The sequence below is a fragment of the Devosia sp. Z11_6 genome, assembly GCF_058133665.1.
Window position 1 is genome coordinate 207,613 of the sequence record NZ_JBYUNQ010000004.1, and the last position, 25,276, is coordinate 232,888.

The 25,276-nt window shown below is 64.3% G+C and carries 24 protein-coding genes; 14 read left to right on the top strand and 10 right to left on the bottom strand.

Annotated features, from left to right (window positions below):
• The first annotated feature begins 39 nt into the window (after positions 1 to 39).
• From AC3YMN_RS13230 to AC3YMN_RS13275, 10 genes are all read left to right on the top strand, one after another.
• Entirely contained in the window at positions 40 to 789 is a 750-nt protein-coding gene (locus AC3YMN_RS13230) for an SDR family oxidoreductase (protein WP_489890357.1), read from the top strand.
• Positions 790 to 801: 12 nt separating this feature from the next.
• Complete coding sequence (locus AC3YMN_RS13235) at positions 802 to 1,683, top strand: amidohydrolase family protein (protein ID WP_489890358.1); 882 nt, start codon at positions 802 to 804, stop codon at positions 1,681 to 1,683.
• Between the two features lie 14 nt (positions 1,684 to 1,697).
• On the top strand, positions 1,698 to 3,209 hold the full coding sequence (locus AC3YMN_RS13240) for a sugar ABC transporter ATP-binding protein (protein ID WP_489890542.1): 1,512 nt from the start codon (positions 1,698 to 1,700) through the stop codon (positions 3,207 to 3,209).
• A complete protein-coding gene (locus AC3YMN_RS13245; protein WP_127752437.1) occupies positions 3,206 to 4,210 on the top strand; it encodes an ABC transporter permease in 1,005 nt (334 codons plus the stop codon). Before AC3YMN_RS13240 ends, AC3YMN_RS13245 begins: the two co-directional genes overlap by 4 nt.
• Positions 4,211 to 4,306: 96 nt before the next feature.
• Positions 4,307 to 5,251, top strand: a complete 945-nt coding sequence (locus AC3YMN_RS13250; RefSeq protein ID WP_489890359.1) for an ABC transporter substrate-binding protein — start codon at positions 4,307 to 4,309, stop codon at positions 5,249 to 5,251.
• A gap of 83 nt (positions 5,252 to 5,334) precedes the next feature.
• Complete coding sequence (locus AC3YMN_RS13255) at positions 5,335 to 6,612, top strand: L-fuconate dehydratase (RefSeq protein WP_127752439.1); 1,278 nt, start codon at positions 5,335 to 5,337, stop codon at positions 6,610 to 6,612.
• A 2-nt stretch (positions 6,613 to 6,614) separates the two neighbouring features.
• On the top strand, positions 6,615 to 7,391 hold the full coding sequence (locus tag AC3YMN_RS13260) for an L-fucose dehydrogenase (protein ID WP_489890360.1): 777 nt from the start codon (positions 6,615 to 6,617) through the stop codon (positions 7,389 to 7,391).
• Between the two features lie 276 nt (positions 7,392 to 7,667).
• On the top strand, positions 7,668 to 9,815 hold the full coding sequence (locus AC3YMN_RS13265) for a GumC family protein (RefSeq protein WP_489890361.1): 2,148 nt from the start codon (positions 7,668 to 7,670) through the stop codon (positions 9,813 to 9,815).
• Positions 9,816 to 10,103: 288 nt separating this feature from the next.
• Complete coding sequence (locus AC3YMN_RS13270; RefSeq protein WP_489890362.1) at positions 10,104 to 10,244, top strand: hypothetical protein; 141 nt, start codon at positions 10,104 to 10,106, stop codon at positions 10,242 to 10,244.
• Positions 10,245 to 10,374: 130 nt separating this feature from the next.
• Positions 10,375 to 11,679, top strand: a complete 1,305-nt coding sequence (locus tag AC3YMN_RS13275; RefSeq protein ID WP_489890363.1) for a UDP-glucose dehydrogenase family protein — start codon at positions 10,375 to 10,377, stop codon at positions 11,677 to 11,679.
• Between the two features lie 16 nt (positions 11,680 to 11,695).
• Here the strand turns inward: AC3YMN_RS13275 and AC3YMN_RS13280 are convergent, their stop codons facing one another.
• The 4 genes from AC3YMN_RS13280 to AC3YMN_RS13295 all read right to left on the bottom strand — a co-directional run bounded on the left by AC3YMN_RS13280 (position 11,696) and on the right by AC3YMN_RS13295 (position 16,225).
• On the bottom strand, positions 11,696 to 12,655 hold the full coding sequence (locus AC3YMN_RS13280) for a UDP-glucuronic acid decarboxylase family protein (RefSeq protein WP_489890364.1): 960 nt from the start codon (positions 12,653 to 12,655) through the stop codon (positions 11,696 to 11,698).
• A 95-nt stretch (positions 12,656 to 12,750) separates the two neighbouring features.
• Entirely contained in the window at positions 12,751 to 13,716 is a 966-nt protein-coding gene (locus AC3YMN_RS13285; protein ID WP_489890365.1) for an ABC transporter permease, read from the bottom strand.
• A 4-nt stretch (positions 13,717 to 13,720) separates the two neighbouring features.
• Positions 13,721 to 15,226: a sugar ABC transporter ATP-binding protein gene (locus tag AC3YMN_RS13290; protein ID WP_489890366.1), complete on the bottom strand. Its 1,506-nt coding sequence runs from the start codon at positions 15,224 to 15,226 to the stop codon at positions 13,721 to 13,723.
• Between the two features lie 57 nt (positions 15,227 to 15,283).
• Positions 15,284 to 16,225, bottom strand: a complete 942-nt coding sequence (locus AC3YMN_RS13295) for a substrate-binding domain-containing protein (protein WP_489890367.1) — start codon at positions 16,223 to 16,225, stop codon at positions 15,284 to 15,286.
• A gap of 111 nt (positions 16,226 to 16,336) precedes the next feature.
• Here AC3YMN_RS13295 and AC3YMN_RS13300 point away from each other — a divergent pair, with 111 nt between their 5' ends.
• Positions 16,337 to 17,782: a xylulokinase gene (locus AC3YMN_RS13300; RefSeq protein ID WP_489890368.1), complete on the top strand. Its 1,446-nt coding sequence runs from the start codon at positions 16,337 to 16,339 to the stop codon at positions 17,780 to 17,782.
• 692 nt (positions 17,783 to 18,474) lie between these two features.
• Here the strand turns inward: AC3YMN_RS13300 and AC3YMN_RS13305 are convergent.
• Positions 18,475 to 19,266: a DUF2243 domain-containing protein gene (locus AC3YMN_RS13305; protein ID WP_489890369.1), complete on the bottom strand. Its 792-nt coding sequence runs from the start codon at positions 19,264 to 19,266 to the stop codon at positions 18,475 to 18,477.
• 26 nt (positions 19,267 to 19,292) lie between these two features.
• Positions 19,293 to 20,039 carry an SDR family NAD(P)-dependent oxidoreductase gene (locus tag AC3YMN_RS13310; protein WP_489890370.1) on the bottom strand — a complete coding sequence of 249 codons (747 nt, stop codon included), beginning with the start codon at positions 20,037 to 20,039 and terminating at the stop codon, positions 19,293 to 19,295.
• 205 nt (positions 20,040 to 20,244) lie between these two features.
• Here AC3YMN_RS13310 and AC3YMN_RS13315 point away from each other — a divergent pair, with 205 nt between their 5' ends.
• Positions 20,245 to 20,694: a Crp/Fnr family transcriptional regulator gene (locus AC3YMN_RS13315; protein ID WP_489890371.1), complete on the top strand. Its 450-nt coding sequence runs from the start codon at positions 20,245 to 20,247 to the stop codon at positions 20,692 to 20,694.
• Entirely contained in the window at positions 20,672 to 20,959 is a 288-nt protein-coding gene (locus AC3YMN_RS13320) for a Crp/Fnr family transcriptional regulator (RefSeq protein ID WP_489890372.1), read from the top strand. Before AC3YMN_RS13315 ends, AC3YMN_RS13320 begins: the two co-directional genes overlap by 23 nt.
• Before the next feature lie 4 nt (positions 20,960 to 20,963).
• Here the strand turns inward: AC3YMN_RS13320 and AC3YMN_RS13325 are convergent, their stop codons facing one another.
• Positions 20,964 to 21,698, bottom strand: a complete 735-nt coding sequence (locus AC3YMN_RS13325) for a DUF4336 domain-containing protein (RefSeq protein WP_127752451.1) — start codon at positions 21,696 to 21,698, stop codon at positions 20,964 to 20,966.
• Positions 21,699 to 21,771: 73 nt separating this feature from the next.
• Positions 21,772 to 21,963, bottom strand: a complete 192-nt coding sequence (locus tag AC3YMN_RS13330) for a hypothetical protein (RefSeq protein WP_127752452.1) — start codon at positions 21,961 to 21,963, stop codon at positions 21,772 to 21,774.
• A gap of 297 nt (positions 21,964 to 22,260) precedes the next feature.
• Here AC3YMN_RS13330 and AC3YMN_RS13335 point away from each other — a divergent pair, with 297 nt between their 5' ends.
• Complete coding sequence (locus AC3YMN_RS13335; RefSeq protein ID WP_127752453.1) at positions 22,261 to 23,364, top strand: M24 family metallopeptidase; 1,104 nt, start codon at positions 22,261 to 22,263, stop codon at positions 23,362 to 23,364.
• 67 nt (positions 23,365 to 23,431) lie between these two features.
• Here the strand turns inward: AC3YMN_RS13335 and AC3YMN_RS13340 are convergent, their stop codons facing one another.
• Positions 23,432 to 23,989 (bottom strand): hypothetical protein, encoded by a 558-nt coding sequence (locus AC3YMN_RS13340; protein WP_489890373.1) that lies wholly within the window; start codon positions 23,987 to 23,989, stop codon positions 23,432 to 23,434.
• Between the two features lie 186 nt (positions 23,990 to 24,175).
• Positions 24,176 to 25,246, bottom strand: a complete 1,071-nt coding sequence (locus AC3YMN_RS13345; protein WP_489890374.1) for a LacI family DNA-binding transcriptional regulator — start codon at positions 25,244 to 25,246, stop codon at positions 24,176 to 24,178.
• Between the last annotated feature and the right edge of the window lie 30 nt (positions 25,247 to 25,276).

Genomic DNA, 25,276 nt, shown 5'->3' on the forward strand with positions numbered 1-25,276 from the left:
GCGTCGGCGTCCGAGATTGAACTGGAGGGGGCAATCAATATGCGGCTGCAAGGCAAGCGGATCTTCATTTCGGCGGCGGCTCAGGGCATGGGGCGCGCCAGTGCGCTGGCCTGCGCGGCGCAGGGCGCTGAAGTGATCGCCGTTGACATCAATGCCGAAGGGCTCGCGAGCCTCGAAGTCGAGAATGCGGCCATCACCACCCATGTGCTCGACATGCGTGATGGTGCGGCCATTAAGGCGCTGGCCGCTCAGCTGCCGCCGCTCGATGGCCTCTTCAACTGCGCCGGCTATGTTCACAACGGCACCGTGCTCGATTGCACCGACGAGGACTGGGAATTCAGCTTCTCGCTCAATGTGCAGAGCATGTTCCACACCATCCAGGCATTCCTGCCGGGCATGCTGGAGCGCGGCAAGCAGACCGGCGGTGGCGCCATCCTCAACATGGCCTCGATGGCCTCCTCGGTAAAGGGTTTCCCGAACCGGTTCCTTTACGGCACCACCAAGGCTGCAGTGATCGGCCTGACCAAGGGCATTGCCGCCGATTTCGTTAAGCAGAACCTGCGCTGCAATGCGCTGTGCCCCGCGACCGTGGATACGCCCTCGCTGCGCAGCCGCATCGCCAGCGCTGCCGACCCGGTGCAGGCCGAAAAGGACTTCATCGCCCGCCAGCCCATGGGGCGCTTGGCCACTGTTGATGACATTACCCCCATGGTGGTGTTCCTGTTGTCCGATGAATCGCGCTTCGTCACCGGTCAGGCGGTCGTCGTCGACGGCGGCGTAACGATCTAGGCGGCTCAGATCATGTCCGGGCGCATCGATTCCCACAGTCACTTCTGGCAATTGGGGCGGGGCGATTATGGCTGGCTGCAGCCAGACAACGCCGCCCTTGCTCCCATTTATCGCGATTGGGGCCCGCAGGACCTCGAGCCGCTCGCGCAAGAGGCGGGCATCGAGAGGCGTATCCTGGTTCAGGCGGCTCCGACGGTCGCTGAAACCCGCTTCCTGCTGGACGTCGCCGCTGCCGATCCGCGCGCCGGTGGGGTCGTTGGCTGGGTAGACCTGGCGGCGCAAGATGCTGCCGAAACCATCGCGCAATTGGCCACCTTCCCCCTGTTCAAGGGGGTCCGCCCCATGCTGCAGGATATCGATGAGGACGACTGGATCGCGACGCGTCCGCGTCCAGACGCCGTCGAGGCTCTGCTCGAGCATGGTCTGGGCTTCGATGCCCTTGTCTTGCCGCGCAATCTCGCACCGCTGCGGCAATTCACTGCCCGCTACCCAGATCTGCCGGTGGTGATTGACCATGCCGCCAAGCCCTCGGCCCCTGCAGACGATCCGCGCCACGCGTTGTGGCGTGACGGCATGGCGGAACTCGCACAGGATCCGCGTATCTGCTGCAAGCTTTCGGGCCTCCTCACCGAGATGGTGCCCGAGCAACGCAGCACAGTCGAGCTGGCGGTGCAAACGCTCCGACCCGTGCTGGACCGACTGCTGGACTGGTTCGGCCCTGAGAGGTTGCTCTGGGGCTCGGATTGGCCAGTGCTGACGCTGGCGGCGCCTTTCGCGTTCTGGACCGAGGTCACTGATCGCCTCCTTGCCGATCTCTCCAAAGCGGAACGAGCCGCCATTCTCGGGGGCAACGCCGCCCGGTTCTATCGACTGCCAGAGGGAGCTACGACGTGAGCGTCCTTGTGGCCATGACCGGGATAGACAAGTCGTTTCCCGGCGTACGGGCGCTCAAGGGGGCTCAGTTTGAACTGCTGTCGGGAGAAGTGCATGCGCTGATGGGGGAAAACGGCGCCGGCAAGTCGACGCTGATGAAAATCCTGTCCGGTGTTTACAGCGCCGATGCAGGGACAATCCTCGTCGATGGCCAGGCCGCCAGCATTGCCAGCCCGCGCGAAGCACAGGCGCTGGGCATCAGCATCATCCATCAGGAACTGGCGCTGATGCGAGATCTGACCGCGGCGCAGAACATCTTCATCGGCCGCGAACCCCGCCGCGGGCTGCTGCTCGATGAAAGCGCGCTCAACCGGCAGGCCGAGGCCATTTTCCGCTCCATGAACCTGGCGCTCGATCCGCGCGTGCCGGTGGAAAGCCTCACCATCGCCAAGCAGCAGATGGTCGAAATTGCCAAGGCGCTGTCCTATCGCTCGCGCGTCCTCATCATGGATGAGCCGACCGCCGCCCTTAACGACGCCGAGATCAGCGAGCTTTTCATCATTATTGGGCGGCTGAAGGCCGAAGGGGTGGGGATCGTCTACATCTCCCACAAGATGGACGAGCTCAAGCGCATCGCCGACCGCGTCACCGTGATGCGCGATGGCGAATATGTCGGCACGGTCCCGGCGGCCGCAACGCCGATCGAAACCATCATCCAGATGATGGTTGGCCGCACTCTGAGCAACGAAACCGCAGTGGTGCCCGATACGCAGGCAGCGCCGGTGGCGCTCGAAGTGCGTAATCTTACCCGCGGCCGCGAAATCCGCGATGTGAGCTTTTCCGTGCGCAAGGGCGAGATCCTCGGCTTTGCCGGCCTGATGGGGGCCGGGCGCACCGAAGTGGCCCGCGCCATTTTCGGCGCCGACCCGATCGAAGCGGGCGAGATCCTTCTCGATGGTAAGCCGGTCCGTATCCGCTCTCCCCAGGACGCAGTGCGCGCCGGCATCGGTTACCTCTCGGAGGACCGCAAGCATTTCGGCCTCGCCACCGGAATGGACGTGCGCAACAACATCGCGCTTGCGACCCTGAAGCGCTTCACCGGCGCCGCGGGTGTGCTGCGGGACGGCGTGATGCGCCAGACGGCGCAGGGCTTTATCAAGCAGCTCGCGATCAAGACGCCCTCCGATACCCAGGAAGCGCGGCTGCTTTCGGGCGGCAACCAGCAAAAGGTGGTGATCGCCAAATGGCTGCTGCGCGATTGCCCGATCCTGATCTTTGACGAGCCAACGCGCGGCATCGATATCGGGGCCAAGTCCGAGATCTACAAGCTGCTCAATGCCCTCGCGGCGCAAGGCCGGGCCATCATCGTCATCTCCTCGGAACTTCCCGAAGTGCTGCGCCTCAGCCACCGCATTGCGGTGATGTGCGAGGGGCGACTGACCGGTTTTCTACCCCCGGGTGCCCCGCAGCAAGATATCATGCGTTTGGCAACGCTCCGGCCCAGTGCCGTTGGCGCAGATGAACTCGAGCGAAAGGCTGCATCATGAGCACAATTGGCACTGCCGACCGGCCAGCCCTGCTTGCGGGCATCCGCTCATCGGGGGCCTACCACAAGCTGCTGGCTTTCTCCGGGTTGATCGCGCTTCTCGTCGTGTTCAGCCTTGCCTCGCCCAATTTCCTGCAAACCGCCAATGTGCTGGCCATCCTGCAGGCCACCTCGGTCAATGGCGTGCTCGCCATTGCCGCCACCATCGTCATCATCACCGGCGGCATCGACCTGTCCGTGGGTACGCTCATGACTTTTTGCGCGGTGATCGCCGGTGTGCTTCTCACCAATCTTGGCCTGCCGCTGCCCATTGGGGTGGTCGGCGCCATTCTGGCGGGCACCGCGAGCGGGCTGATCTCGGGTACGATCATCGCCAAGCTCAAAGTGCCGCCCTTTATTGCGACCCTGGGCATGATGCTGATCCTCAAGGGTTTGTCGCTGGTGATTTCTGGCACCAAGCCAATCTATTTCAACAACACGCCCGGCTTCACCCAGATCGCGCAGGGCTCGCTGATCGGCTCGGTGATCCCGGCGCTGCCGGTGCCCAATGGCGTGCTGATCCTGTTCCTTGTCGCCATCGTCATCAGCTTTGTGCTGAGCAAGACCGCGCTCGGGCGCTATACCTTTGCGCTGGGCTCCAACGAGGAAGCGGTGCGCCTGTCCGGCGTCAATGTCGATCGCTGGAAGATCGGCGTTTACGCCCTTGCCGGCAGTGTCGTGGGCATCGCCGGTCTGCTCATCGCTTCGCGCCTCAACTCGGCCCAGCCGGCACTGGGGCAGGGCTATGAGCTCGATGCCATTGCGGCGGTGGTGATTGGGGGCACTTCGCTCAGCGGCGGGCGGGGCACCGTGCTGGGCACCCTGATCGGTGCGCTGATCATCTCGGTGCTCGCCAATGGCCTGCGCATCCTTTCGGTCGCGCAGGAATGGCAGACCGTCGTCACCGGGCTCATCATCATTCTCGCCGTTTACGCCGATATCCTGCGGCGCCGCAAATTATAGGCGCCGAGCAAGCGATCGCGCCGCGGCGCCAACACCAAGAAGGCGAGCAACGCCTCTGGCTGCATACATAACCAGTTCCCTCCGGGAGGAAAAAACATGACGACCAGACGTACCCTGCTTGCGGCCATCAGCGCCCTTGCTCTCTTGGTTTCCGGCGGCGCCAGCTTTGCGCAGGAAACGCGCGAGATCGCGCTGATCTCCAAGGGCTTTCAGCACCAGTTCTGGCAGGCGGTGAAGGCCGGCGCCGACAAGGCCGGTGCAGAATTTGGCGTAACGGTGACCTTTGAAGGCCCGGACAATGAAACCCAGGTCGATCGTCAGATCGACATGCTGGCAGCCGCCCTGTCGCGCAATCCCGCTGCGATCGGCTTTGCGGCGCTCGACAGCCAGGCGGCAACGCCCCTGCTGCAGCAGGCCAAGGATGCCGGCATCCCGGTGATCGCCTTTGACTCGGGCGTCGACAGCGACATCCCGCTGACCACCGCAACCACCGACAACGTCGCTGCCGCAGCGCTTGCAGCCGACAAGATGGCCGAGCTGATCGGTGGTTCCGGCAAGATCGCCGTTGTCGCCCATGACCAGACCAGCCGCACCGGCATTGATCGGCGCGATGGCTTCGTCAACCGCATCGCCGAAGCCTATCCCGATATCGAGATCGTGTCGGTTCAGTATGGCGGCGGCGACCAGCTGCAATCGACCGAGATCACCAAGTCGATCCTCCTCGCCAATCCGGACCTCAAAGGCATCTTCGGTACCAATGAAGGCTCGGCGATCGGTGTTGCCAATGGCAAGCAGGAATTGGGCAGCCAGGTCGTGGTGATCGGCTTTGACTCAGGTGCGGCCCAGAAGGGGATGGTTGAAAGCGGGCTGATGGCCGGCGCCATCACCCAGAACCCGGTGGGCATCGGCTATGAAACCGTCAAGGCGGCGGTGACGGCGCTCGATGGCGGCGAACTGCCCGAGGTAATCGACACCGGCTTCTTCTTCTATGACGCCAGCAACATGAACGATCCCGAGATCGCGGCGGTGCTCTACAACTAGGGGCCAAGACCCTGCACCTAGCTGCCGGGGGCGCTTTGCCTCCGGCATGATCTTCGGCCAAGCGCCTTCCTTCGGAGTTTCTCGTGACCAAGATAGTCAATCTGCAGGTGCTCGACCTGCGCTTTCCAACTTCCGAGCAACTGGACGGCTCGGACGCGATGAACCCCGATCCCGATTACTCGGCCGCCTATGTGATCCTCGAAACCGACGCCCAGGAGCTGGCCGGCCACGGGCTGACCTTCACCATCGGGCGGGGCAATGAAGTTGTCTGCGCCGCCATCGAGGCCCTGCGTTCACGTGTCCTGGGGCTCGAGCTTGATTGGATCCGCGAGAATCCCGGCCGCTTCTGGCGGCATGTGACCGGCGACAGCCAGCTGCGCTGGATCGGCCCCGACAAGGGCGCCATGCATCTGGCGACCGGCGCGGTGGTCAACGCTGTCTGGGACCTGCTCGCCAAGGAGGCCGGCAAGCCGGTGTGGCAGCTTGTGGGCGAGATGAGCCCCGAAGAGCTCGTCTCGATCATCGACTTCCGCTATCTCACCGATGCCGTCACGCCCGAAGAGGCCCTGGCGATCTTCCGCAAGGCGGAAGCGGGCAAGGCGGAGCGCATGGCGACCCTGCGGGCCGAGGGCTATCAGTGCTACACCACCAGCGCTGGCTGGCTGGGCTATTCCAACGAAAAGCTGACGCGCCTCGCCACCGAGGCGGTCGAGCAAGGCTTCAACCACATCAAGATGAAGGTCGGGCGCGATCGTGACGACGATATCCGCCGCCTCGAAATCGTGCGCTCGATAATGGGACCTGACCGCTTCCTGATGATCGATGCCAACCAGGTGTGGGAAGTCGGCGAAGCCATCGAGTGGGTCAATGCCCTCTCACGCTTCAAGCCCTATTTCATTGAGGAGCCCACGAGCCCCGATGATGTTTCAGGGCACAAGGCGATTCGCGAGGGGGTCTTCCCGGTCAAGGTGGCGACCGGCGAGATGTGCCAGAACCGCATCATGTTCAAGCAGTTCATCAAGGACGGTGCCATCGACATCGTCCAGATCGATGCCTGCCGCATTGGCGGGCTCAATGAGGTTCTGGCCGTCCTGCTGATGGCGGCCAAATACGACCTGCCGGTGTGGCCGCATGCCGGGGGGGTGGGTCTCTGCGAATATGTGCAGCACCTCTCCATGATCGATTACCTCGTCGTGTCGGGCACCAAGGAGGGGCGGGTGATCGAGTATGTCGATCATCTGCATGAGCATTTCCTCGATCCCTGCGTCATCGAGAACGCCGCCTATATGCCGCCCACGGCACCGGGTTTTTCCATCGAGATGAAGCCCGCTTCCCTTCAAACCTATCAGTTCAGGAACTGAGCATGGATCTGCAGCTCAAAGACAAGGTCTTCATCGTCACCGGGGGCGGGGCCGGCATCGGCGGTGCCATCTCGCTCTGCCTCGCCGAGGAGGGCGCCATTCCCGTGATCTTCGGGCGCAGCGAGCTTTCGGAGGATTTTCGCGCTCGCCTGCTCGCACTGGCGCCCAAGGCGCGCTTGATCAAGTTCGATCTCAGCGATGATGCGGCCTGCGAGGCGGCGGTTGACGAAACGCTCGCCGCTTACGGGCGGCTCGATGGTCTCGTCAACAATGCCGGCCTCAATGATGGGGTCGGGCTCGATGCAGGGCCCGACGACTTCCGGCAATCGCTGGAAAAGAACCTGATCCATTATTTCGCCCTTGCCCATCACTGCCTCGACGCCCTGCGCCAGAGCAAAGGGGCCATCATCAATATCTCGTCCAAGACCGCGCTCACCGGACAGGGCAACACCAGCGGGTATACCGCCGCCAAGGGGGCGCAGCTGTCGCTGACGCGCGAATGGGCGGCGTCGCTGCGCAATGACGGCATCCGGGTCAATGCCGTTATCCCTGCCGAGGTGATGACGCCCATGTATGCCAACTGGATCCAGTCGGCGGCCGATCCAGAGGCGCGGCTCAAGGAGATCACCGAGCGCATTCCCCTGGGCAAGCGCATGACCACGGCCGAAGAGATCGCCGATACGGTGGTGTTCCTCTTGTCACCGCGTGCCAGCCACACGACGGGGCAGTGGCTGTTTGTGGATGGCGGCTATACGCACCTGGACCGGGCTCTGATGTAACAAGGACTTGGCCGGAACAATGGGGGCCGATCCGAGTGGTCCGCCCCTGTTGTTTGTTCAGTCGAGATAGCCATTGGCTTGCAGGTGGGTGACCGCGGGCCGCGGTAACCAGCCCGAGCGAGGGGCCGGAGGCGGCTCAACAATCTGCTTAGATTGCGCGGCCCAGAAAGCAGAAAAGGCTTGTAAGGCTAAGCCCGTAAGGCACTATGGGCCCATGCCGGAGCCTGTGCCTTCGGCGTCGGCGCACGGGCAGGCGCGCCACTGGGGGGAGCGCGCATGAGCATGTTCAGCCAGGAGGTGCCAGCCGAGGATGCCCCCATCGATGTGCGTGCCATTGTGGGGCTGCTGCGGCGGCAAACGCGGCTGATCCTCCTGATCGCAGCCCTCGTTGCGGGTGGGGCGGTGCTGGTGAGCCTCTTGCTGCAGCCGGTTTATACGGCGAGCGCGCTGGTACAGGTGGATCCGGCGAGCAAGGATCTGCTGAACCCGCAAAATCAGTCGGCCACGGCCAGCAGCGACAATGCGCGGGTGGAAAGCGAAGTGGAGCTGGTGCGCTCCGACCGGGTGCTGCTGCAGGTGATCGAGGACGAGAATTTGCTCGCCGATCCGCAATTTGCGCCGGGTCTGGGGCTGCGGGACAGCATCATGGCCTTTCTGCGCCTAGGGCCGCCCGCCCCGGAGGGGCGCGAGGTGCAAGGCGAGGTGCTCAACACGCTGCGCGCGGCGGTGAGTGCGGAGCGGCGGGGCCTGACCTATCTCATTGCCGTCGAGGCGCGCTCGAGCGATCCCGCCGCCGCGGCGCAACTCGCCAATGCGGTGGCCGAGGCCTATATCGAGCAGCAGGTGCGCGGCAAGATCGACAGCACGCTTGTGTCGCGCGACGTGCTGCAGGAGCGCATCAACCAGGGGCGGGCTGCCATCCTTGCCAGTGAGGGTGCGTTCGACCAGTTCATTGACGACAACCTTATCCGGATCGATGCCGAGGGCGCGGGAAGCACAATTGCACAGTTGCGTGCGCAGATCGACCAATTGCAGGCGGAGCGGAGCCAGCAAGCGGGCCTGGCGGATCAGCTGTCCCGGCAGGTAGCTTTGGCCGATTGGCAGGGCAGCGCGGAGCTGCTGGGCTCGGATGCGTTGCGCGATCTGGAGCGCGAAAGGGTGGAGATCAGCGCCTCGCTCGCCACGACGGCGCCGGAGTCACCCGCCTTCCCGCAAATGCGCTCGCAACTCGATGACGTGGAAGGCCGCCTGCAGCAAACCGCGACCGCAGCGCTTGGCACACTGCGCACCCAGATGACCCGGGCCGAGGGCCGCGAACAGGTGCTGCGCCAGCAGATGCGCCAGAATGTGCTGGGCACCCAATTGCCCGCCGACGTGGTCACGGGCATGTATGAACTCCAGCAAGGGGCGGCACTGGCACGACGCCAATACGAAATGCTGCTGGCGCGCGTCCAGGATTTGGATGCACAGGCGTCGCTGCAGGTCGCCGATAGCCGTATCGTGTCGCCCGCACTTGAGCCGACCCGCCCCAGCTTTCCCAACCCGGGGACAACTTTGTTTCTTGCGGCATTTGCGGGGCTGGGGCTCGGCGTCGGCTGCGCCTTTCTTTACGAGAATTTTCTTGGCGGCTTCACCTCCGAGCAGCAAGCCGAGGCGGTGCTGCGCCACCGCGTGGCGGCGGCACTCCCAATGCACAAGCCGGGTCGCCGGGGCATCACGGCGCCGGCCGATGCACTGGTCCATGCGCCCTTGTCGGCGTTCTCGGAAGCGGTGCGCCGCATCCAGGGCTCGATCGACCAGTTCGCCGGCAACACCAAACCCGGCACCAGCGAGATTGTGGTGGTAACCTCCACGCTCCCCGACGAAGGCAAGACCATTGCCGCCCTAGCGCTGGCGCGCTCCTATGCGCTGGCGGGGCGCTTGACCCTCTTGATTGACGGGGATCTGAGAAAGCCCAGTATCCACAAGGCGCTTGACTTGGAGCCATCCGAGGGATTGCTCGACTTCCTGGCTGACAAGAGCGAAAGCCTCAGCATTGCTTCGCTGATCCGCAAAGACCCGCACACTGAATTAACCGTGCTGATGGGCGCCCGGCGCAGCGATATTCCGACGGACCAGCTGGTAGCGGGGGGCGGCTTCCGGCGGTTAATCGAGGCGGCAGCGGAGTCCTTCGAGGTCGTGGTGATCGATTCGCCCCCGCTCGCCCCGGTGGTGGACGGGCTTTATCTGGCGCGCTTTGCCACGGCGGCTATCTTTGTGGTGCGCTGGGCGAGCACGCCACAGACTGATGCCAAGAAGGGGCTCGCCGCGCTCGATGAAGCGGTGCGGCCCGGTGCGCCCGTACTGGTCGTGCTCAACGGAGAGGAGGTGCCGCGCTCGCGCTATGAGGCCCATTATGGCGGCTATTATGTCGATCCGGCTTGAGCCCAATCGTGCCGGTCAGCCCGGGGCGGCAATGTTGCGGGTCTTCGCGTATCTTGATAGAATTACCTAAGTAACGAAACAAGCCGCGCGCTTCTCGGACCGGCACTGTTTAGCCAACCGTTTCAGCCGGGTTTTGGTGGCGCGCACGCCGAGGCCATGCCCAATTGGCACTTTGTTCTCAGCACCTGCACCAAGTCAGCCGCAGCGGGGGTTAACGCAAGTTTAATGATTAAGCCGGATCCTCATGCCCTAGCCAAGCCGCCGTCCGAAACGGCCGGAGAACCGGGCATGACGACGCAAGCCCTGAGCAAACGAGAGCGGTTGCCCATTCCGCGAGGCTGGATCGTGCTTGGCTTTGTGGCCCTGAGCTGGATCGTGCTGGCGCTTTGCATCATTGGCTTTTGGGCCGTGCTGCAGCTGTTCTTTTAGCCCGACTGGCATCCCATTCGGTTCCCGCCCAAACGGCGAAACTACGGCATAGCCCGCCCGCAAACAGCGACACTTCTACCGGTACTCTGGCTCTGCTAAGTGATCCCTCACTGTTGCGTGGGGATTGTTGATGCATATTGCTGTTGTGGGAACCGGTTATGTGGGGTTGGTCAGCGGCGCGTGCTTTGCCGATTTTGGCCATACGGTGACCTGCGTTGATCTGAACGAAACCAAGATCGAGGCGCTCAAGCGCGGGGAAATCCCGATCTTCGAGCCGGGGCTGGACCAGTTGGTGGTGGACAATGCCGCCGCCGGGCGCCTGCTGTTCACGACGGACCTCGGGGACGCTGTGCGGGATGCCGATGTGGTGTTCATTGCGGTAGGCACGCCGGCGCGCAATGGCGATGGCCATGCCGACCTGTCCTATGTTTATGCCGCCGCTGCCTCCATCGCCGAAGCGGTAACGGGCTTTACCGTCGTTGTCACCAAATCCACCGTGCCGGTAGGGACGGGTGACGAGGTCGAGCGCATTATCCGCGAAACCAATCCGGAGGCGGATGTGGTTGTTGTGTCCAACCCCGAGTTCTTGCGCGAGGGGGCGGCGATCCACGATTTCAAGCTGCCTGACCGCATCGTCATCGGCATCGAGGACGAGCGGGCCCGCGAGCCGATGACCGAGGTTTATCGCCCGCTTTACCTCAACCAGGGGCCGCTGATGTTCACGGGTCGGCGCACCTCCGAGCTGATCAAATACGCCGCCAATGCGTTTCTGGCGATGAAGATCACCTTCATCAACGAGATGGCCGATCTCTGCGAAAAGGTCGGCGCCAATGTGCAGGACGTCGCGCGCGGCATGGGGCTCGACAACCGCATCGGCACCAAGTTTCTCCATGCCGGACCGGGCTATGGTGGCTCGTGCTTTCCCAAGGACACGTCGGCCCTCGCCAAGTCCGGCCAGGACCACGAGGCGCCCTTGCGGCTGGTGGAAACCACTATCGCCATCAATGACGGGCGCAAGCGCGCCATGGGGCGCAAGGTGATCGCGGCGATGGGTGGGGAAGTGCGCGGCAAGACTGTGGCAGTGCTGGGCCTGACCTTCAAGCCCAATACCGACGACATGCGCGACGCGCCATCGCTCTCCATCGTGCAGTCACTGCTCGATGCGGGCGCCAAGATCCGCGCCTATGACCCCGAGGGCATGGAAGCGGCCAAGGCGATGATGCCCGACATCCATTATGCGCGGGATGCCTATGACGCGGCAGACGGCGCCGAGTGCCTGGTACTGGTGACGGAGTGGAGCGAGTTCCGCTCGCTCGATCTCGAGCGGCTCAAGGGGGCGATGAACGCCCATACTCTTGTGGACCTGCGCAATGTGTATCGCGGCAAGGAAGTGGAGGCGGCCGGCTTCCGCTATGCGAGTGTCGGGCGCCCCTAAGGGCGCCCGCACGGGCCTATTCGGCGGCCAGTGGCTGCTGCTCGATGGTGTCGCGGAAAAACGCGATGGTTTTTTCCAGACCCTCGCGCAGCGCCACATTGGGTTCCCAGCCCAGCACGTCGCGTGCCTTGCTGATATTGGGCTTGCGCTGCTTGGGGTCATCCACCGGCAGATCGGTGTACACCACCTCGGAGCCGGAATTGGTCAGCTCCACCACAAGCTCGGCCAGTTGGCCAATGGTGAACTCCACGGGATTGCCGGTATTGATCGGGCCGGTGACTTCCGGTCCAGTATTCATCATGCGGTGCATGGCGTCCACGAGGTCGCTGACATAGCAGAATGAGCGGGTCTGGTTGCCGGTGCCGTAAACGGTGATCGGCTTGCCCTGCAGCGCCTGGACGATGAAGTTGGACACGACGCGACCATCGGCCGGGTGCATGTTGGGGCCATAGGTGTTGAAGATGCGGATCACCTTGATCTGCACATCATGCTGGCGGTGATAATCAAAGAACAGGGTTTCGGCGCAGCGCTTGCCTTCGTCATAGCAGGAGCGCGGGCCGATCGGGTTCACATGACCCCAATAGCCTTCGTGCTGGGGATGCACTTCCGGATCGCCATAGACTTCCGAGGTCGAGGCTTGCAGCACCGGCACGCGCAGGCGCTTGGCGAGCCCGAGCATGTTGATGGCGCCCATGACGCTGGTCTTGGTGGTCTGGACCGGATCGAACTGGTAGTGCACCGGCGAAGCGGGACAGGCCAGGTTGTAGATCTGGTCCACTTCCACATAAAGGGGGAAGGTCACGTCGTGGCGCATGAACTCGAAGCGCCTGTTGTCGAGCAAGGCTTCGATATTGCGGCGCCGGCCGGTAAAGAGATTGTCGACGCACAGCACTTCATTGCCTTCGTCGAGCAGTTTTGCGCAAAGATGCGAGCCGATGAACCCGGCGCCACCCGTGACCAAAATGCGCTTGCTCATGCAGACTCCGTCAAATTCGAGGTTTGTAGCTTGCGCGTAAAGCCTCCGGGCGGTGCCAGCAAGGACTTTTGCGCGCTGGTGGCCGCTGCGCCGGTTCAGCGTCGCACGCGGCGGCTGAGCGAACTGGCTGAAACGGCGAGGAGAATGATGCCACCGACAAGGATTTGGCGGACATAGCTATCGACGCTGAGTTGGGTCAGGCCGTTGTCGAGAATACCGAGGATCAGCACGCCGACGATGGTGTAGAGCAGGCGTGGCTCGCCGTGCTCGGAAAGGGTGGAGCCCAGAAAAACGGCGGCAATGGCGTTGAGCATAAGCCCGCTGCCCTGGGTCGGGTTGGCCGAGGCAACGCGGCTGGCATACATGATGCCGGCGAGCGCCGCCGAGCCGCCAGTGAGGGCAAAGGCAATGAGCTTGAGCTTGCGCACGGCCACGCCGCTGAGATGGGCCGCCTCCATATTGCCGCCCATGGCGTAAAGGCGCCGGCCAAAAGTGGTCTGCTCGAGGAGGACCCAGGCCAGCGCGGCCACGGCAATGGCGAGGAGGGTGAGGTTCGGGATGGCGATGGCAACGCCCTCCCATTCGCCCAAGGGGAGCCCGCCGCGGGCGAAATCGCCGAATTCGGCAGGGATCGCGCGGCCCGAAATGGTCTTGCCGCCGCTGACGACGAAAGCGGCGCCCGACAGCATGGTGAGGGTGGCAAGGGTCGCGACAAAGGGCAAGATGCCGACATAGGCGATCAGGGCCCCATTGATGGCGCCGCCCACGACCCCAACCAGCAAGCCAATGCCCACCGCGGCCCAGATCGGCACGCCAAAGGTGAACAGAATGGCGACCACAATGCCGGCGAGGCTCGCCATGGAGCCGACGCTGAGATCGAAATCGCCCATCACCATGACAACAGTCATGCCGGCGGCGACCACGATCAGCATGCTCATCTGCTGGCTGATATTGAGCCAGTTGCGGGCAGTCATGAAGGTGTCGGGCAGCAGGACCCAGAAGGTGACGAGGATCAGCGCAAAACCAAGGAGGGTGCCATAGCGGCGAAGGAGGGTGAGCATCGAATTATCCTGTGGCGCGGCCATAGCAGAGATTGAGCAGCTTTTCCTCGTCGAGGGCTGAGGCGGGGAGGATGTCGCTGATGGCGCCCTCGCGCATCACGGCGATGCGGTCCGCCATGCCCAAAAGCTCAGGCAGGTCGGAAGAGACCAGCACCACGCCCATGCCACGGGCGGTCATGGCGCGGATGATTGCATAGATGTCGAACTTGGCGCCGACATCGACGCCCCTTGTGGGCTCGTCGAGCAGCAGGAGGCGCGGATTGCCGACCAGCGCCTTGGCAAAAATGACCTTCTGCTGGTTGCCGCCGCTGAGCTCCTGCGCCCGCTGCCGGGGGCCAGCGGCTTTGAGGCGTACCAGTTCCCCCTGTTGGGCGGCCAGCGCCATCTCGTGGCGGGGCGTGAGGAAAGTGCCCCAGCGGCTATGGTCGGCCAGGTGGGGCAGGGTGGTGTTCTCGAAAATGGGGCGGCTCAGGACCAGACCTTCGGAGCGCCGCTCGCGCGGGATATAGCTGACGCCGGCACGCCAGGCATCGGCCGGGCTGCGGGGGCGATAAGGGGCGCCATCGAGGGTCATGGTGCCGCCGCTGGCGGCAAGATCGCCAAACAGGGTGCGCAGCAATTCGCGCTGGCCGGCATTGGCGATGCCGGCGATCCCCAGCACCTCCCCGGAATGAACGGCAAAGCTCAGCGGCTTGCCGCCGCGCGGGGTGAGCGCTTCCGCGGCGAGCACCACGGCTTCCCCCGGGGCGGTGGTGCGCGGCGGATAGGCCTCCTCGACGCGGCGGCCGATCATCAGGGAAACGAGATCGTCATGCGTGATGTCGGCGATGCGGCCAGTATCGATGCTGCGCCCGTCGCGGATCACCGTGGCCATGTCGCAGATGGCCATGACCTCGTCCAGCCGGTGCGAGACATAGAGCACGGCAGCGCCTCGGGCACGCAGCTGACGCAACACGGTGAAGAGGCGCTCGGATTCGCCGCGGCTGAGGGCGGCGGTGGGCTCGTCGAGCACGTAAAGGCGCGCGGGGGCGTCGGCTTCGCCGATAAAGGCGGCGGAGATGCGCACCAGCATCTGGTCGCCCAGCGACAGGCGCCCGAGCGGGGTGGCGGGATCGAGATGGGTGATACCGAGGAGCGCGAGGGTTTCGCTTGCGGCCTGGTTGAGGCGCCGCCAATCTACAAAGGCACCGGCGCGGCGCGGATAGGGGCGCCCCAGAAAGATGTTTTCCGCCACCGACAGCGCCGGAACGACATTGAATTCCTGGTGGATGAAACGAAAGCCGAGCCGATAGGCTTCGCGCGGGCTGCCGATGCGGATCGGGACGCCGTCGAGCACGATCTCGGCGGTGTCGGGGGCAACGACGCCGGCGAGGATCTTGATCAGGGTGGATTTGCCCGCCCCGTTCTCGCCCATCAGCGCATGGATTTCCCCGGCGCTGATATCGAGATCGACACCGCGCAGGGCGGGCACGCCGCCATAGGCCTTGGCGACGCCGCGCAGCCGCAGCAAGGGCGAAGAGGAGGGAACCGGCGGCGCGGGGTCGCCGGGCAGGGGATGGCTCAGCGTTTATTCCTCGCCCACATTGGCCGAGGTGATGAGCTTGGAGGGCACATAGATGACGCCCTGGACAATCTCTTCGCCTGCCAGCACACGTTCGACGGCGTCCACGGCAGCGGTGCCGATGCCGGCAAAATCCTGGGCGACGGTGGCTTCGAAATTGCCGCCGGCGCGGATGGCGTCGCGCGCCTGGGGATTGGCATCGATCCCGGTCACGACAATGCCCTCACCTTCTCGGCCGGCCGCCTCGATGGCCTGCAGCGCGCCCAGCGCCGGCTGGTCCCAGGCGGCCCAGACCGCCTTGATGCTGCCCGGCTCGGGATTGGCGGCAAGGATGGCTTCCATCTTGGCGCGCGAATCGGCAATGCCGCCATCGGACACATCGGGGGTGACGCGATCGAGCACGGTGATATCGGGGAAGTTGCCGAACACCGCATCGGCCACGACGCCGCGCACCTGGACGGGCGGGAAGGCCTCGAAGACGAACATCACGATACTGCCTTCGCCATCGATCCGGTCAGCGACATAGGCGGCGGTTTCGGCAGCCATGGCATAGCCATTGCTCGTAACATTGGTGACGAGCAGCGGATCGGAGCCGGCATCCATGCCGATCACCGGAATGCCGGCATCCTCGGCGGCGCGCAGACCGGCGGTCACCTGGGTTGGATCGACATTGAGCACGATGGCATCAACGTTCTGGTTGACCATGTCTTCCATGCGGCTGATCACGGCCGCGACGTCGCCGGCGGTGTCGATCACATTGACGTCCCAATCCTTGCCTTCTGCGGCTGCCTCAAAGGCTTCCACATAGAACTGCGTGCCGGGCTGGGCGAGATAGGGGGTGATCACCGCAATCTTGGATTGGGCGAGGGCAGCGCCCGCGCCAAGGCTGGCGGCAAGCAGGACAGTGCCGGCGAGCAGGCGCCGCGTCGTTGCCCGGGTAATGGTCATATGCTGGTGTCCCCCATGCGGCGGGCGGCAAGGGCCCGCGCGTGTTTCCTTTTTCTCGCCGGCACCATATGGGAGAGCCCAGGGATCGGCTAGAGTTTTGAGGACCGGCGCGTGGCGAAAAGCACACTTATCGGCGTGGATGTGGGGACAACCGCCACCAAGGCCGTGCTGATCGGGGAAGGGGGCGAGCGGCTGGCCGCCTTTTCGCATGCGCACCCTACCAACCGCCCGCAGCCGGGCCATGCCGAGCAGGACCCGCGCGACTGGATGGCCGGCGTGTTGGCCGCGCTCGAGCGCTTTGCCGCCGAACATGATTTGAGCGGGCTGCAGGCGATCGGCATCTGCAGCCAAGTCAACACCCATGTGTTCGTCGATGGCGCAGGAGAGCCGCTCCTGCCCGCGATCACCTGGCAGGATACGCGCACGGCCCCCGATGCGGCCGCGCTCGAGGCGCAGGTGACGCCTGAGCAGAAGCTCGCCTGGTTTGGCGGCCCGGTGCCGATCGACGCCAGCCATGCTCTGTCACGCATGGCCTATGTCCGGCGCTTCGATCCCGCGCTTTATGCCCGCACCGCGCATGTGCTGCTGCCCAAGGATTTCTGCGTGCTGCAGCTGACTGGAGCCGTGGTGAGCGATCCCGTTTCGGCCGTGGGATTGGTCAATGAGCAGGGCTATGTCGCTGATCTGCTCGATCTCGTGCCCGGTGCCGCGGCCAAGCTGCCGCCGCTGGCGAGCTTTACCACCGTAGCCGGACGGGTGCGAGCCGGGCTGCCCTGTGCGGGCACCCCGGTGGTCGTGGGCGCCATGGATGCCTGGGGCGGCATGTTCGGCGTCGGGGTCGTGGGCAACGGCGATGCGATGTATCAAAGCGGCACCAGCGAGATTGCCGGGATCGTGTCCGCAACCGTGGTGCCGACGCCGGGGGTGATCCTGTTTCCGCCCTATGAAGGGATCGTCATGCATGCCGCGCCCACGCAAATGGGCGGCGCGGCGCTGGGGTGGTTTGCCGGAGTGCTGGGGCGCAGCCCGGCCGACACCGCGGCGCTGGCCGGCAGTGCCAAGGGAACGGTGCCGCTGTTCTTGCCGCATCTGCAGGGGGAGCGGGCGCCGCTTTGGGATGGGCAGACGCGCGGCGTCTTTGCCCGGCTCGATCCGAGCGCAGGCGCCCCCGAAATGGCGCGCGGCGTGCTCGAAGGGGTGGCCTATGCCGCGCGGCTGGCCTTTGATGCCCTGCGCCAATCGAGCGCTGTCGAGCCCGAGGTCATCAATATCGGCGGGGGCGGTGCCCAATCGGACCTCTGGTGCCAGATCCGCGCTGATGTTTTGGGCAGGCCCCTGCGCCGCTGCGTGGCGCCGGAATCAGCAGCGCTGGGCGCGGCGATCCTCGCGGGGCAATCGCAGGACGCGAGCACGCCGCTCGCCGAAGTGGTGCGCCGGCTGGTGCGGTTCGACCGGGTGTTCGAGCCCGATCCGGCGATGGCGGATTACCATGCCGCGCGCCTGGGGCAGTATCGGCGGCTTTATGAGGATCTGCGGGGGTTCAATAGCGGGTTCTGATGGGGCGGTTCCCGGTTCCGTAGTCTCAGTGACGTGGTGGGGTGGTGCGGTGGGTCGCTGATGGACCCCACCCTAGCCCTCCCCTCAAGGGGGAGGGACGGTTCGCGTTTGTGGCGGGGCTGGCGTTTGCAGCCTTGAGCTCTCTTGTTGTCAGCTCCGTTGAGGCAGTCAGGCCTCCCTCCCCCTTGAGGGGAGGGCTGGGGAGGGGGTGGTGCGGTGGGTCACTGATGGACCCCCACCCGCGGCCCCTCCCCTCAAGGGGGAGGGGAGGCATGAGCCAGGAGGATTGTTCTTGTGGAACAGCCTTAAAGCGCGGGGGTGGTACCCAGACCGAGTGCCCCGATGCACACCCTCCCCCTTGAGGGGAGGGATGGGGTGGGGGTTCAGGCCCGTCCACGAGGTGGGTGGTTGCTTAAGCCCTCGAAATCGGGGGCGCTCCACACAAAACTCCACTCGCGCCCCGACGCCTGCACCCCCACCCTAGCCCTCCCCTCAAGGGGGAGGGGACGGTTCGCGTTTGTGAAGGGGCCGGTGTGTGTTTGCAGCCCTGAACTATTTTGTTCTTCAGTCTCAATGTCGGCAGTCTAGCCTCCCTCCCCCTTGAGGGGAGGGCTGGGGAGGGGGTGTTTCTGGTGATCACTGATGGGCCCCCCACCCCCGGCATGAGCACCTCTATCTGTGCAATTGCCCGCCTAAACCCGGAACCAGTCCAGGCACCCCAGGGGCAGGATGGAGTTGCTGACGAGGAGGGCGCCGTTTTGGTAGAGGGCGGTGGTGTTGCCGCCCTGGGAGAGGTCGACGGCCCAGAGCTGGTTGTTGGGATCGCTCCAAAGGAGCCGGGCGCCTGATTGCTGGATGGCGGTGAGCGCCTCTCCGGGAGTAACGCCGGGGCGGAACATTACCATGACGCTGTCCAAACCCGGCGCCGGAAGGGCGGCGAGGGGAGCGGCGACGACGACGGCGAGAACCAGGGCCAGGGGCGAGCTCATCACCCGGCGCCCGCCGGTGGGACGGCGACGCAGAAACAGGCCGGCGACAAAGGGAATGATGCCGAAGAGCGCGAGCCAGAGCAGGTCCCAGAACAGGGGATTGTCCACATCCATGCGGATGCGGTGAATGCCCAAGAGCCAATGGGAGAGGACGGCATCGATGATATGCCAGGTGCCAAAGCCGAGGAGCGCCATGGCAAGCAGCAGCCGGTCGGCGCCCTGTTGGGCAAAGGCCTGCCGCGAGCGCCACAGCAGCCATAGGCCAATGGCGGTCACGATATACATGAGCAGGTGGAACAGCCCGTCGCTCATCACCAACACGCGCAGGTCCTGGCGGGCCTGTTCGAGCCCGCTCAGCAGATGATGCCATTGCAGCACCTGATGCAGCAGGATGCCGTCGAAAAACCCGCCGAGCCCGAAACCGATGGCAAAACCGGCCCAGCCGAGGCGCCCCCCCAGGTTCTTGCCTTCGGTTGCCGCCATCGCCTGTGCCATTCCTTGCCTCCGGATTTGAGAGTGGCTCAGTAAGTTGCGCGGCCACCCGACAGATCAAACACCGCCGCCGTGGTGAAACTGTTTTCCGCCGACACCAGCCAGGCCACCATATTGGCGGCCTCCTCGACCTCGAGGAACCGGCCGCGCGGAATGCGGCTGAGCATGTAATCGATGAACTCGGGCTTGAGTTCATCGAGGATGCGGGTTTTGGCCGTTGCGGGGGTGATGGCATTAACTGCGATATTGTATTTGGCCACTTCCTTGCCCACGGCCTTGGTCATGCCGATGACACCAGCCTTGGCAGCGGCATAGGCGGCGGCATTGGGATTGCCTTCCTTGCCGGCGATGGAGGCGATGTTGACGATGCGCCCGTAATTGCGCGCCTTCATGCCCGGCAGCACCGCGCGATTGACGTGAAAGGCGCCGTTGAGATCGATATCGATCACCCGGCGCCATTCATCGAGTTCGTATTCATCGAGCGGGGCGTTCTTGCCGGCAATGCCGGCGGAATGCACGACGATATCAAGGCTGCCGGCTTCCTGCTCAACCTGGGCGACGGCTGCGGCGACGGCATCGTAATCGGTGATGTTGAGGGTGATGGTCGAGGTAGCGCCGCCAAGGGCGGTGCGCGCCGCGTCCAGCAATTCGCTGTTCATGTCCCACAGGCACACGCGGGCGCCCGAGGCCACTAGCCGCTGGGCAATGGCAAAGCCCAACCCTTGCGCCCCGCCCGTCACCACAGCCACGCGTTCGCGCAAATCGATCTGGTTCATGCCTTGCTCCTCCGGCTTGTTTTTCGACCGTGTCAGTTCCCCCGTCGCGACGGGGGCTGTCAACACCTCCTCTTAGGCTTTGTGTCCGCTGGCGTACCCAACGGGAAACCAGCGCCCGATGCGCTAGAGGGGATAGCCGTTCGTCGGCGCATGGGCGTGAGCGGTTGGGAGATGCCTTTTGCTCTTGCCCCCAGGATAAGAGCTTATGACACTACAGCAATCCGCCGTCCTCAATCGTTTGCTCGCCCTGTTGCCCCCGGCCGATTTTGATCTTCTGGCACCCCGGCTGGAGCCGGTGCAGCTGCCGCTGCGCACGGTGCTGGCCGAGCCCGACCAGCCGGTGGAGCATGTCTATTTCATGGAGCGGGGACTTGGCTCGATCCTGGCGATTTCAGCAGAAGGACAGCAGGCGGAAGCGGGCATTTTCGGGCGCGACGGCTTTGCCCCGACCGCGCTCGCTTTCGGGGCCGACCGGACCATCAATTCGGTGGTCATCCAGGCGGAAGGCGAGGGCTTTCGCATCACGCGCGCCGACCTCGCCGAGGCCATGGCGCAAAGCGCGGCGCTTGGGACCATGCTCGCGCTTTACATCCAGACCCTGCAATACCAGTCCGGCTTTACCGCGCTCTCCAATGCCGTGCATCCAGTTGGATGAGCGGCTGGCGCGCTGGCTGCTGATGTGCCACGACCGCTATGACGGCGACGAAATGGCGGTCACCCACGAATTCCTTTCAGCTATGCTGGCAGTACGGCGCCCCACGGTAACGACGGCGCTGCATGTGCTTGAAGGCAATGGCTTTATCGCGGCCGAGCGCGGCTATATCACCATGCGCAATCGCGAGGCGATGGAGCGGTTTGCCCAAGACGCCTATGGCAAGCCCGAAGCCGAACATCGCCGCTTGATCGGTCCGATGCGCTAAGGCGTCAGGCGGGCAGCAGCCAGCGTAGCGATTGCTGCAATTGCTGCCTGCCGTTCTGCTCGAACCAGCGGCCATGGGCAAAGATCACCCGTTCCGGATCCAGCGCGACGAGCCGCGCCGCGGCCGCCGATGCCGCCGCACCACCGGCCTTGAAGGCGGCACGGGCATAAACCGGCGCTTTGCCGTCGGGCGCGGCCGAACCCACCAGCTTGGCGCCGATCTTCATCAACGGGGGCAGCTTTTCGGGCTCCACATTGACCACCAGATCGGTGAGCACCAGGCTGTGCGAGGGGCGGTGGAACAGGGCGGCTTCTGCAATGGCGCCGCCGCGCACCACCACCACTTCGACCTCACCATTCCATTCGCCAGGCGCCCCGTCTTCCAGCACCCGATCGAGCTTTAGATCGGCCTTTTGCACCGCCGGCCGCTCCTTGAGCGTCGGGGCACCCCACGAAACGACGCCGGGATAATGCTCCTGCCATTCCTTCATGAATGACCAGTGCACGGTGTTTGGTGCCACCAGATGCCCGATGCGGCCGATCGTCTCCAGCCGCGCGCGCAGCTCGAAGCTGAACTGAGTGGGTGAATGGAGCACCAGCTCCCCATTGCCAAGCCGGATCACCGTCATGCGCAGGGGAATGGGCATGCCGGCCAGATGCATGGGGCCACTATCGACGATCCAGAGATCTGGGGCGACGGGCTTGGGCTCGTTGATGGGTAGATAAGCAACGCTCGTCATGCGGACCTCCGGAGTGGGGAGGTTGGATAACGCCCCCGCGCCGCAAAGGTCGCGCCGCTTTACCTGGAGCACCTCAGCGCGGCGCCGGCGAGGTGTAAAGATCAACCAGCGCCTTGGCACGCTCGACCACGAGGTCGAGCCCTTCTTCATAGGAAGCGGAAACCTTGGTGGGCAGCAAGGCGCGGGTGGCCTGTTCGGTCACTTCTGCTGTCAGGATCTTGTCTGCCAGAACCACGATGACGTGCCTTTTGTAGTAAACCAGCAAGAACCCGACCCTTGAACATTGCGCCCGACAACGCAGAGGGTGGCTGGTGGTTTCGGCCGGTTTCTTGGGAAATCGAGAAAGTTTGCCGGGCGAGAGTGTTGACAACCCGGGAACCGCCGCCCCGCCTCGTGTTTTCTATGCCATTGGAAAATCACAACATTGCGTGGCGATGAGGTGACCAGCGCGGCCGCTAGCCAGGACGTGACGGGTGGTGGCCACGCGTGCAGGGGTGTAGTAGCCATTCCCATCGAGCTCCTTTTTGAGCCAGGTTTCTCCCGCAAACGAGTATCGCCCTCGATGAATCCCGTTCTTTCCACCCGTATGGCCAGGCTGCGCGAGCGGATGGCTGCCACTTCCACCGACCTTGTGGTGATCGGCCCGTCCAGCCACATGCTCTATCTGGCCGATCTGTCGCCCCATGGCGACGAACGCCCGGTGCTGCTGATGGTCAGCCAGAGCTTTGCGGGTTTCCTGATGCCGGCGCTCAATGTCGACAGCGCCCGCCAGCACACCGATCTGCCGTTCTTTCCCTGGGCCGATGCCGAAGGGCCCGATGCCGCACTCGAGCAGCTGCTACAGGCGACGGGCGTGCCGCGCAGCGGCGCTTCGGTCGTGCTCGATGAAACCATGCGCGCCGATTTCGCCCTGCTGGTGCTCGATGCGCTGCCGGGCGCCCAGCGCCGCTTCACCGGCGATACGGTGAGCTATCTGCGTTCGCGCAAGGACGAGGCCGAATATGCCGCGCTCAAAGCCAGTGCCGTGCTCAACGACGCCGCCATGCTCGCGGGCTTTGCCGCGCTGCGGCCGGGGATCACCGAGCGCGAAGTGGCCGATGTGATCGGGCAGTTCTACAAGGATCATGGCGCGGCGCGCGAATTCACCAGCATCTGCTTTGGCCCCAATGGCGCCTTTCCCCATCACCACACCGGCGACACCCAGCTCAAGGCGGGCGATGCGGTGCTGATCGATACCGGCGCGCGCATCGGCGGCTATCCCTCCGACATGACGCGGGTGGGCTATCTCGGCACGGCGCCGGAAGGGTTCGACGAGATCCATGCCGTGCTCGACCGGGCGGTGGAGGCGGCGATCGCGGCGGCCAAGCCGGGCGTCCTGGCGCGGGAGGTCGACAAGGCGGCCCGCGATGTGATCACCGCGGCTGGCTACGGCCCCAATTTCCTGCACCGCACCGGGCATGGGCTGGGGATCGACATCCACGAAACCCCCTATATCACCGCAACCTCCGACACGGTGCTGGAAGAGGGCATGGTGTTTTCGATCGAGCCGGGGATTTACCTGCAGGGCCGGTTCGGCCTGCGGCTCGAAGAGATCGTCATCATCCGCAATGGCGTGGCGGAGATCTTGTCGGATCTGCCGCGCACGGCGATTGCCGGCGGCGCCTGAGCGAAGGGGCAAAGAAATGGGGAGGGCGCCGGGCGCTCTCCCCATTTGGTCGGCACTGGCGGCGCGCCTAGAAGGACCAGCGCACGCCTAAGGTATTGGCATTGGCGCCTTCGCCCATATGCCCAAGCGTATTCCAGCCGCCCGAGCGGTGCTGCAGGCGCCAGAAAAATTCCATATCCGGATTGTCGTGGGTGGAGATGCTGAGCTCCGGGGCCATGTAGAACAGGAACGTGCTGTCGCCATCGCGCTTTAGCTCGCGCACCACTTCGACATCGAGCGGATTGGTGATCAGGGACAGCCCGCCGGTGATGCTGGCCGAGATCTTGATCTTGTCGGTGTTGATGAACCCGTCCGAGCGCGCCACGACGCCTGCCCACACTTCGCCGGCAAAATCGGGGCCCTTGCGCACGGCCGCGCCGCCCTCGAGCCCGAGGCGGAAGCCGTTTTCCTGCCCAAGGAAGAAGTGCTGATAGCCGGCGCCCAGCATATAGGCGTCCTGATAATCGGTGGCGATGAAGTTGAAGGTTTCGCCGACCGATTCGCTGGAATAAACGCCACCGAACAGGAACACATTGCCGTTCTTGTCGAGAGCGGGAACCTCCACTTCCTGGGCAAGAGCCGGCATCGCCAAAGCCCCCACAAGCAAGCTGCAAACCGCAAAGCTGATCACGCGTCCCAAACGAAAACTCCTTACTGCAAGCCTGGCTCACCCAGCATCTCAGATGGTTCGGTCAAAACCAAGGCCGAATTGGCAATTGTGCCCGTCGCGGAGCCGCTTGTGTCGGGAGCGCAACAAGAGAAAGCGGCACCCTTAAGCGGAGGGCGCCTTGAGCGGCAAGGCTTCGGTGTTGCCGCCCATGGTGGAGCGCCGCACGATGAGTTCGCCACTGAGCGGGTTGTGGGAAGGCGCAAGCTCGGGATTGGCGAGCTGGCCCAGGATCAGCTCGACGGCCTTGTCGACCATGGCATCCACTGGCTGGCTGAAAGTTGTGAGCGAATAATGGGGCCAGCGCGTGAGCTCGACATCGTCGAACCCCGCTACGGCGATGTCCTCGGGCACGCGCAGGCCGGCCGCCTCAGTCAGCGCATCCATGCCGCCCGCAGCAAGGATGTCATTGGCGAAAAACACCGCGTCGGTGGCTTCGCCGCGCGCGATCTCGAGAGCCGAGCGATATCCAGCCTCATAGCTGTATTCACCGCCCGCAATGCAGTGGCTGAGGCGCATGCCGAGTTCCGCCACCCGGGTGACAAAGGCATTCTGGCGCTCGAGATTGGTCGAGGTATGGGGCAGGCCGGCCACATAGGCGACGCGCTGCCGGCCGATGGCATAGAAGTGGTCGGCAATAGCGCGGCCCCCCTCGATGTTGTTGCAGCTGACGGAAGTTAGGCTGAGATCGGGAATGGTGCGGTTGACCAGCACCGCTGCCCGTCCTTCGGTGGCCCAGCGCAGGGAAGCGCCGGACAGCACGGTGGCCGAAATGATCACCACCGCATCGACATTGTATTTCCGCAGGGCCAGCAGCTGCTCTTCGATATTGGACCCGCGGGTGATGTTGAACATGAGGCTCTGCAGACCCACCCGCTGCAAGCCGCGCGAGAGCTTTTCGATCAGGCTGGGATAAAACGGGTTCTGCATCTCCGACACGACAATGCCCGCAATATTGCTGCGTCTGGTGGAGAGCATGGAGGCGATGGCATTGGGCTGGTAGTCGAGCTCTTCGGCCGCCCGCAGGATGCGCTGCCGCAATTCCGGTGAGATCGAACTGCCCGGCGTGAAGGCGCGCGACACGGCTGACTGGCTGACACCCATCAGGCGCGCCAGTTCACGCGCCGTACGGGGCTTATGGCGCAGTTGCAGTGCCTCGGGGTCGGTCTTGGTCATCTAGCGTCTCGATTGTCTGGGCAGCATAGC

Excerpts from the sequence above, each read along its gene's own strand:
- AC3YMN_RS13230 (WP_489890357.1), top strand. The coding sequence starts at position 40 with ATGCGGCTGCAAGGCAAGCGGATCTTCATTTCGGCGGCGGCTCAGGGC.
- AC3YMN_RS13235 (WP_489890358.1), top strand. The coding sequence starts at position 802 with ATGTCCGGGCGCATCGATTCCCACAGTCACTTCTGGCAATTGGGGCGG.
- AC3YMN_RS13240 (WP_489890542.1), top strand. The coding sequence starts at position 1,698 with ATGACCGGGATAGACAAGTCGTTTCCCGGCGTACGGGCGCTCAAGGGG.
- AC3YMN_RS13245 (WP_127752437.1), top strand. The coding sequence starts at position 3,206 with ATGAGCACAATTGGCACTGCCGACCGGCCAGCCCTGCTTGCGGGCATC.
- AC3YMN_RS13250 (WP_489890359.1), top strand. The coding sequence starts at position 4,307 with ATGACGACCAGACGTACCCTGCTTGCGGCCATCAGCGCCCTTGCTCTC.
- AC3YMN_RS13260 (WP_489890360.1), top strand. The coding sequence starts at position 6,615 with ATGGATCTGCAGCTCAAAGACAAGGTCTTCATCGTCACCGGGGGCGGG.
- AC3YMN_RS13265 (WP_489890361.1), top strand. The coding sequence starts at position 7,668 with ATGAGCATGTTCAGCCAGGAGGTGCCAGCCGAGGATGCCCCCATCGAT.
- AC3YMN_RS13270 (WP_489890362.1), top strand. The coding sequence starts at position 10,104 with ATGACGACGCAAGCCCTGAGCAAACGAGAGCGGTTGCCCATTCCGCGA.
- AC3YMN_RS13275 (WP_489890363.1), top strand. The coding sequence starts at position 10,375 with ATGCATATTGCTGTTGTGGGAACCGGTTATGTGGGGTTGGTCAGCGGC.
- AC3YMN_RS13280 (WP_489890364.1), bottom strand. The coding sequence starts at position 12,655 with ATGAGCAAGCGCATTTTGGTCACGGGTGGCGCCGGGTTCATCGGCTCG.
- AC3YMN_RS13285 (WP_489890365.1), bottom strand. The coding sequence starts at position 13,716 with ATGCTCACCCTCCTTCGCCGCTATGGCACCCTCCTTGGTTTTGCGCTG.
- AC3YMN_RS13295 (WP_489890367.1), bottom strand. The coding sequence starts at position 16,225 with ATGACCATTACCCGGGCAACGACGCGGCGCCTGCTCGCCGGCACTGTC.
- AC3YMN_RS13305 (WP_489890369.1), bottom strand. The coding sequence starts at position 19,266 with ATGGCACAGGCGATGGCGGCAACCGAAGGCAAGAACCTGGGGGGGCGC.
- AC3YMN_RS13310 (WP_489890370.1), bottom strand. The coding sequence starts at position 20,039 with ATGAACCAGATCGATTTGCGCGAACGCGTGGCTGTGGTGACGGGCGGG.
- AC3YMN_RS13315 (WP_489890371.1), top strand. The coding sequence starts at position 20,245 with ATGACACTACAGCAATCCGCCGTCCTCAATCGTTTGCTCGCCCTGTTG.
- AC3YMN_RS13320 (WP_489890372.1), top strand. The coding sequence starts at position 20,672 with ATGCCGTGCATCCAGTTGGATGAGCGGCTGGCGCGCTGGCTGCTGATG.
- AC3YMN_RS13325 (WP_127752451.1), bottom strand. The coding sequence starts at position 21,698 with ATGACGAGCGTTGCTTATCTACCCATCAACGAGCCCAAGCCCGTCGCC.
- AC3YMN_RS13335 (WP_127752453.1), top strand. The coding sequence starts at position 22,261 with ATGAATCCCGTTCTTTCCACCCGTATGGCCAGGCTGCGCGAGCGGATG.
- AC3YMN_RS13340 (WP_489890373.1), bottom strand. The coding sequence starts at position 23,989 with ATGCCGGCTCTTGCCCAGGAAGTGGAGGTTCCCGCTCTCGACAAGAAC.
- AC3YMN_RS13345 (WP_489890374.1), bottom strand. The coding sequence starts at position 25,246 with ATGACCAAGACCGACCCCGAGGCACTGCAACTGCGCCATAAGCCCCGT.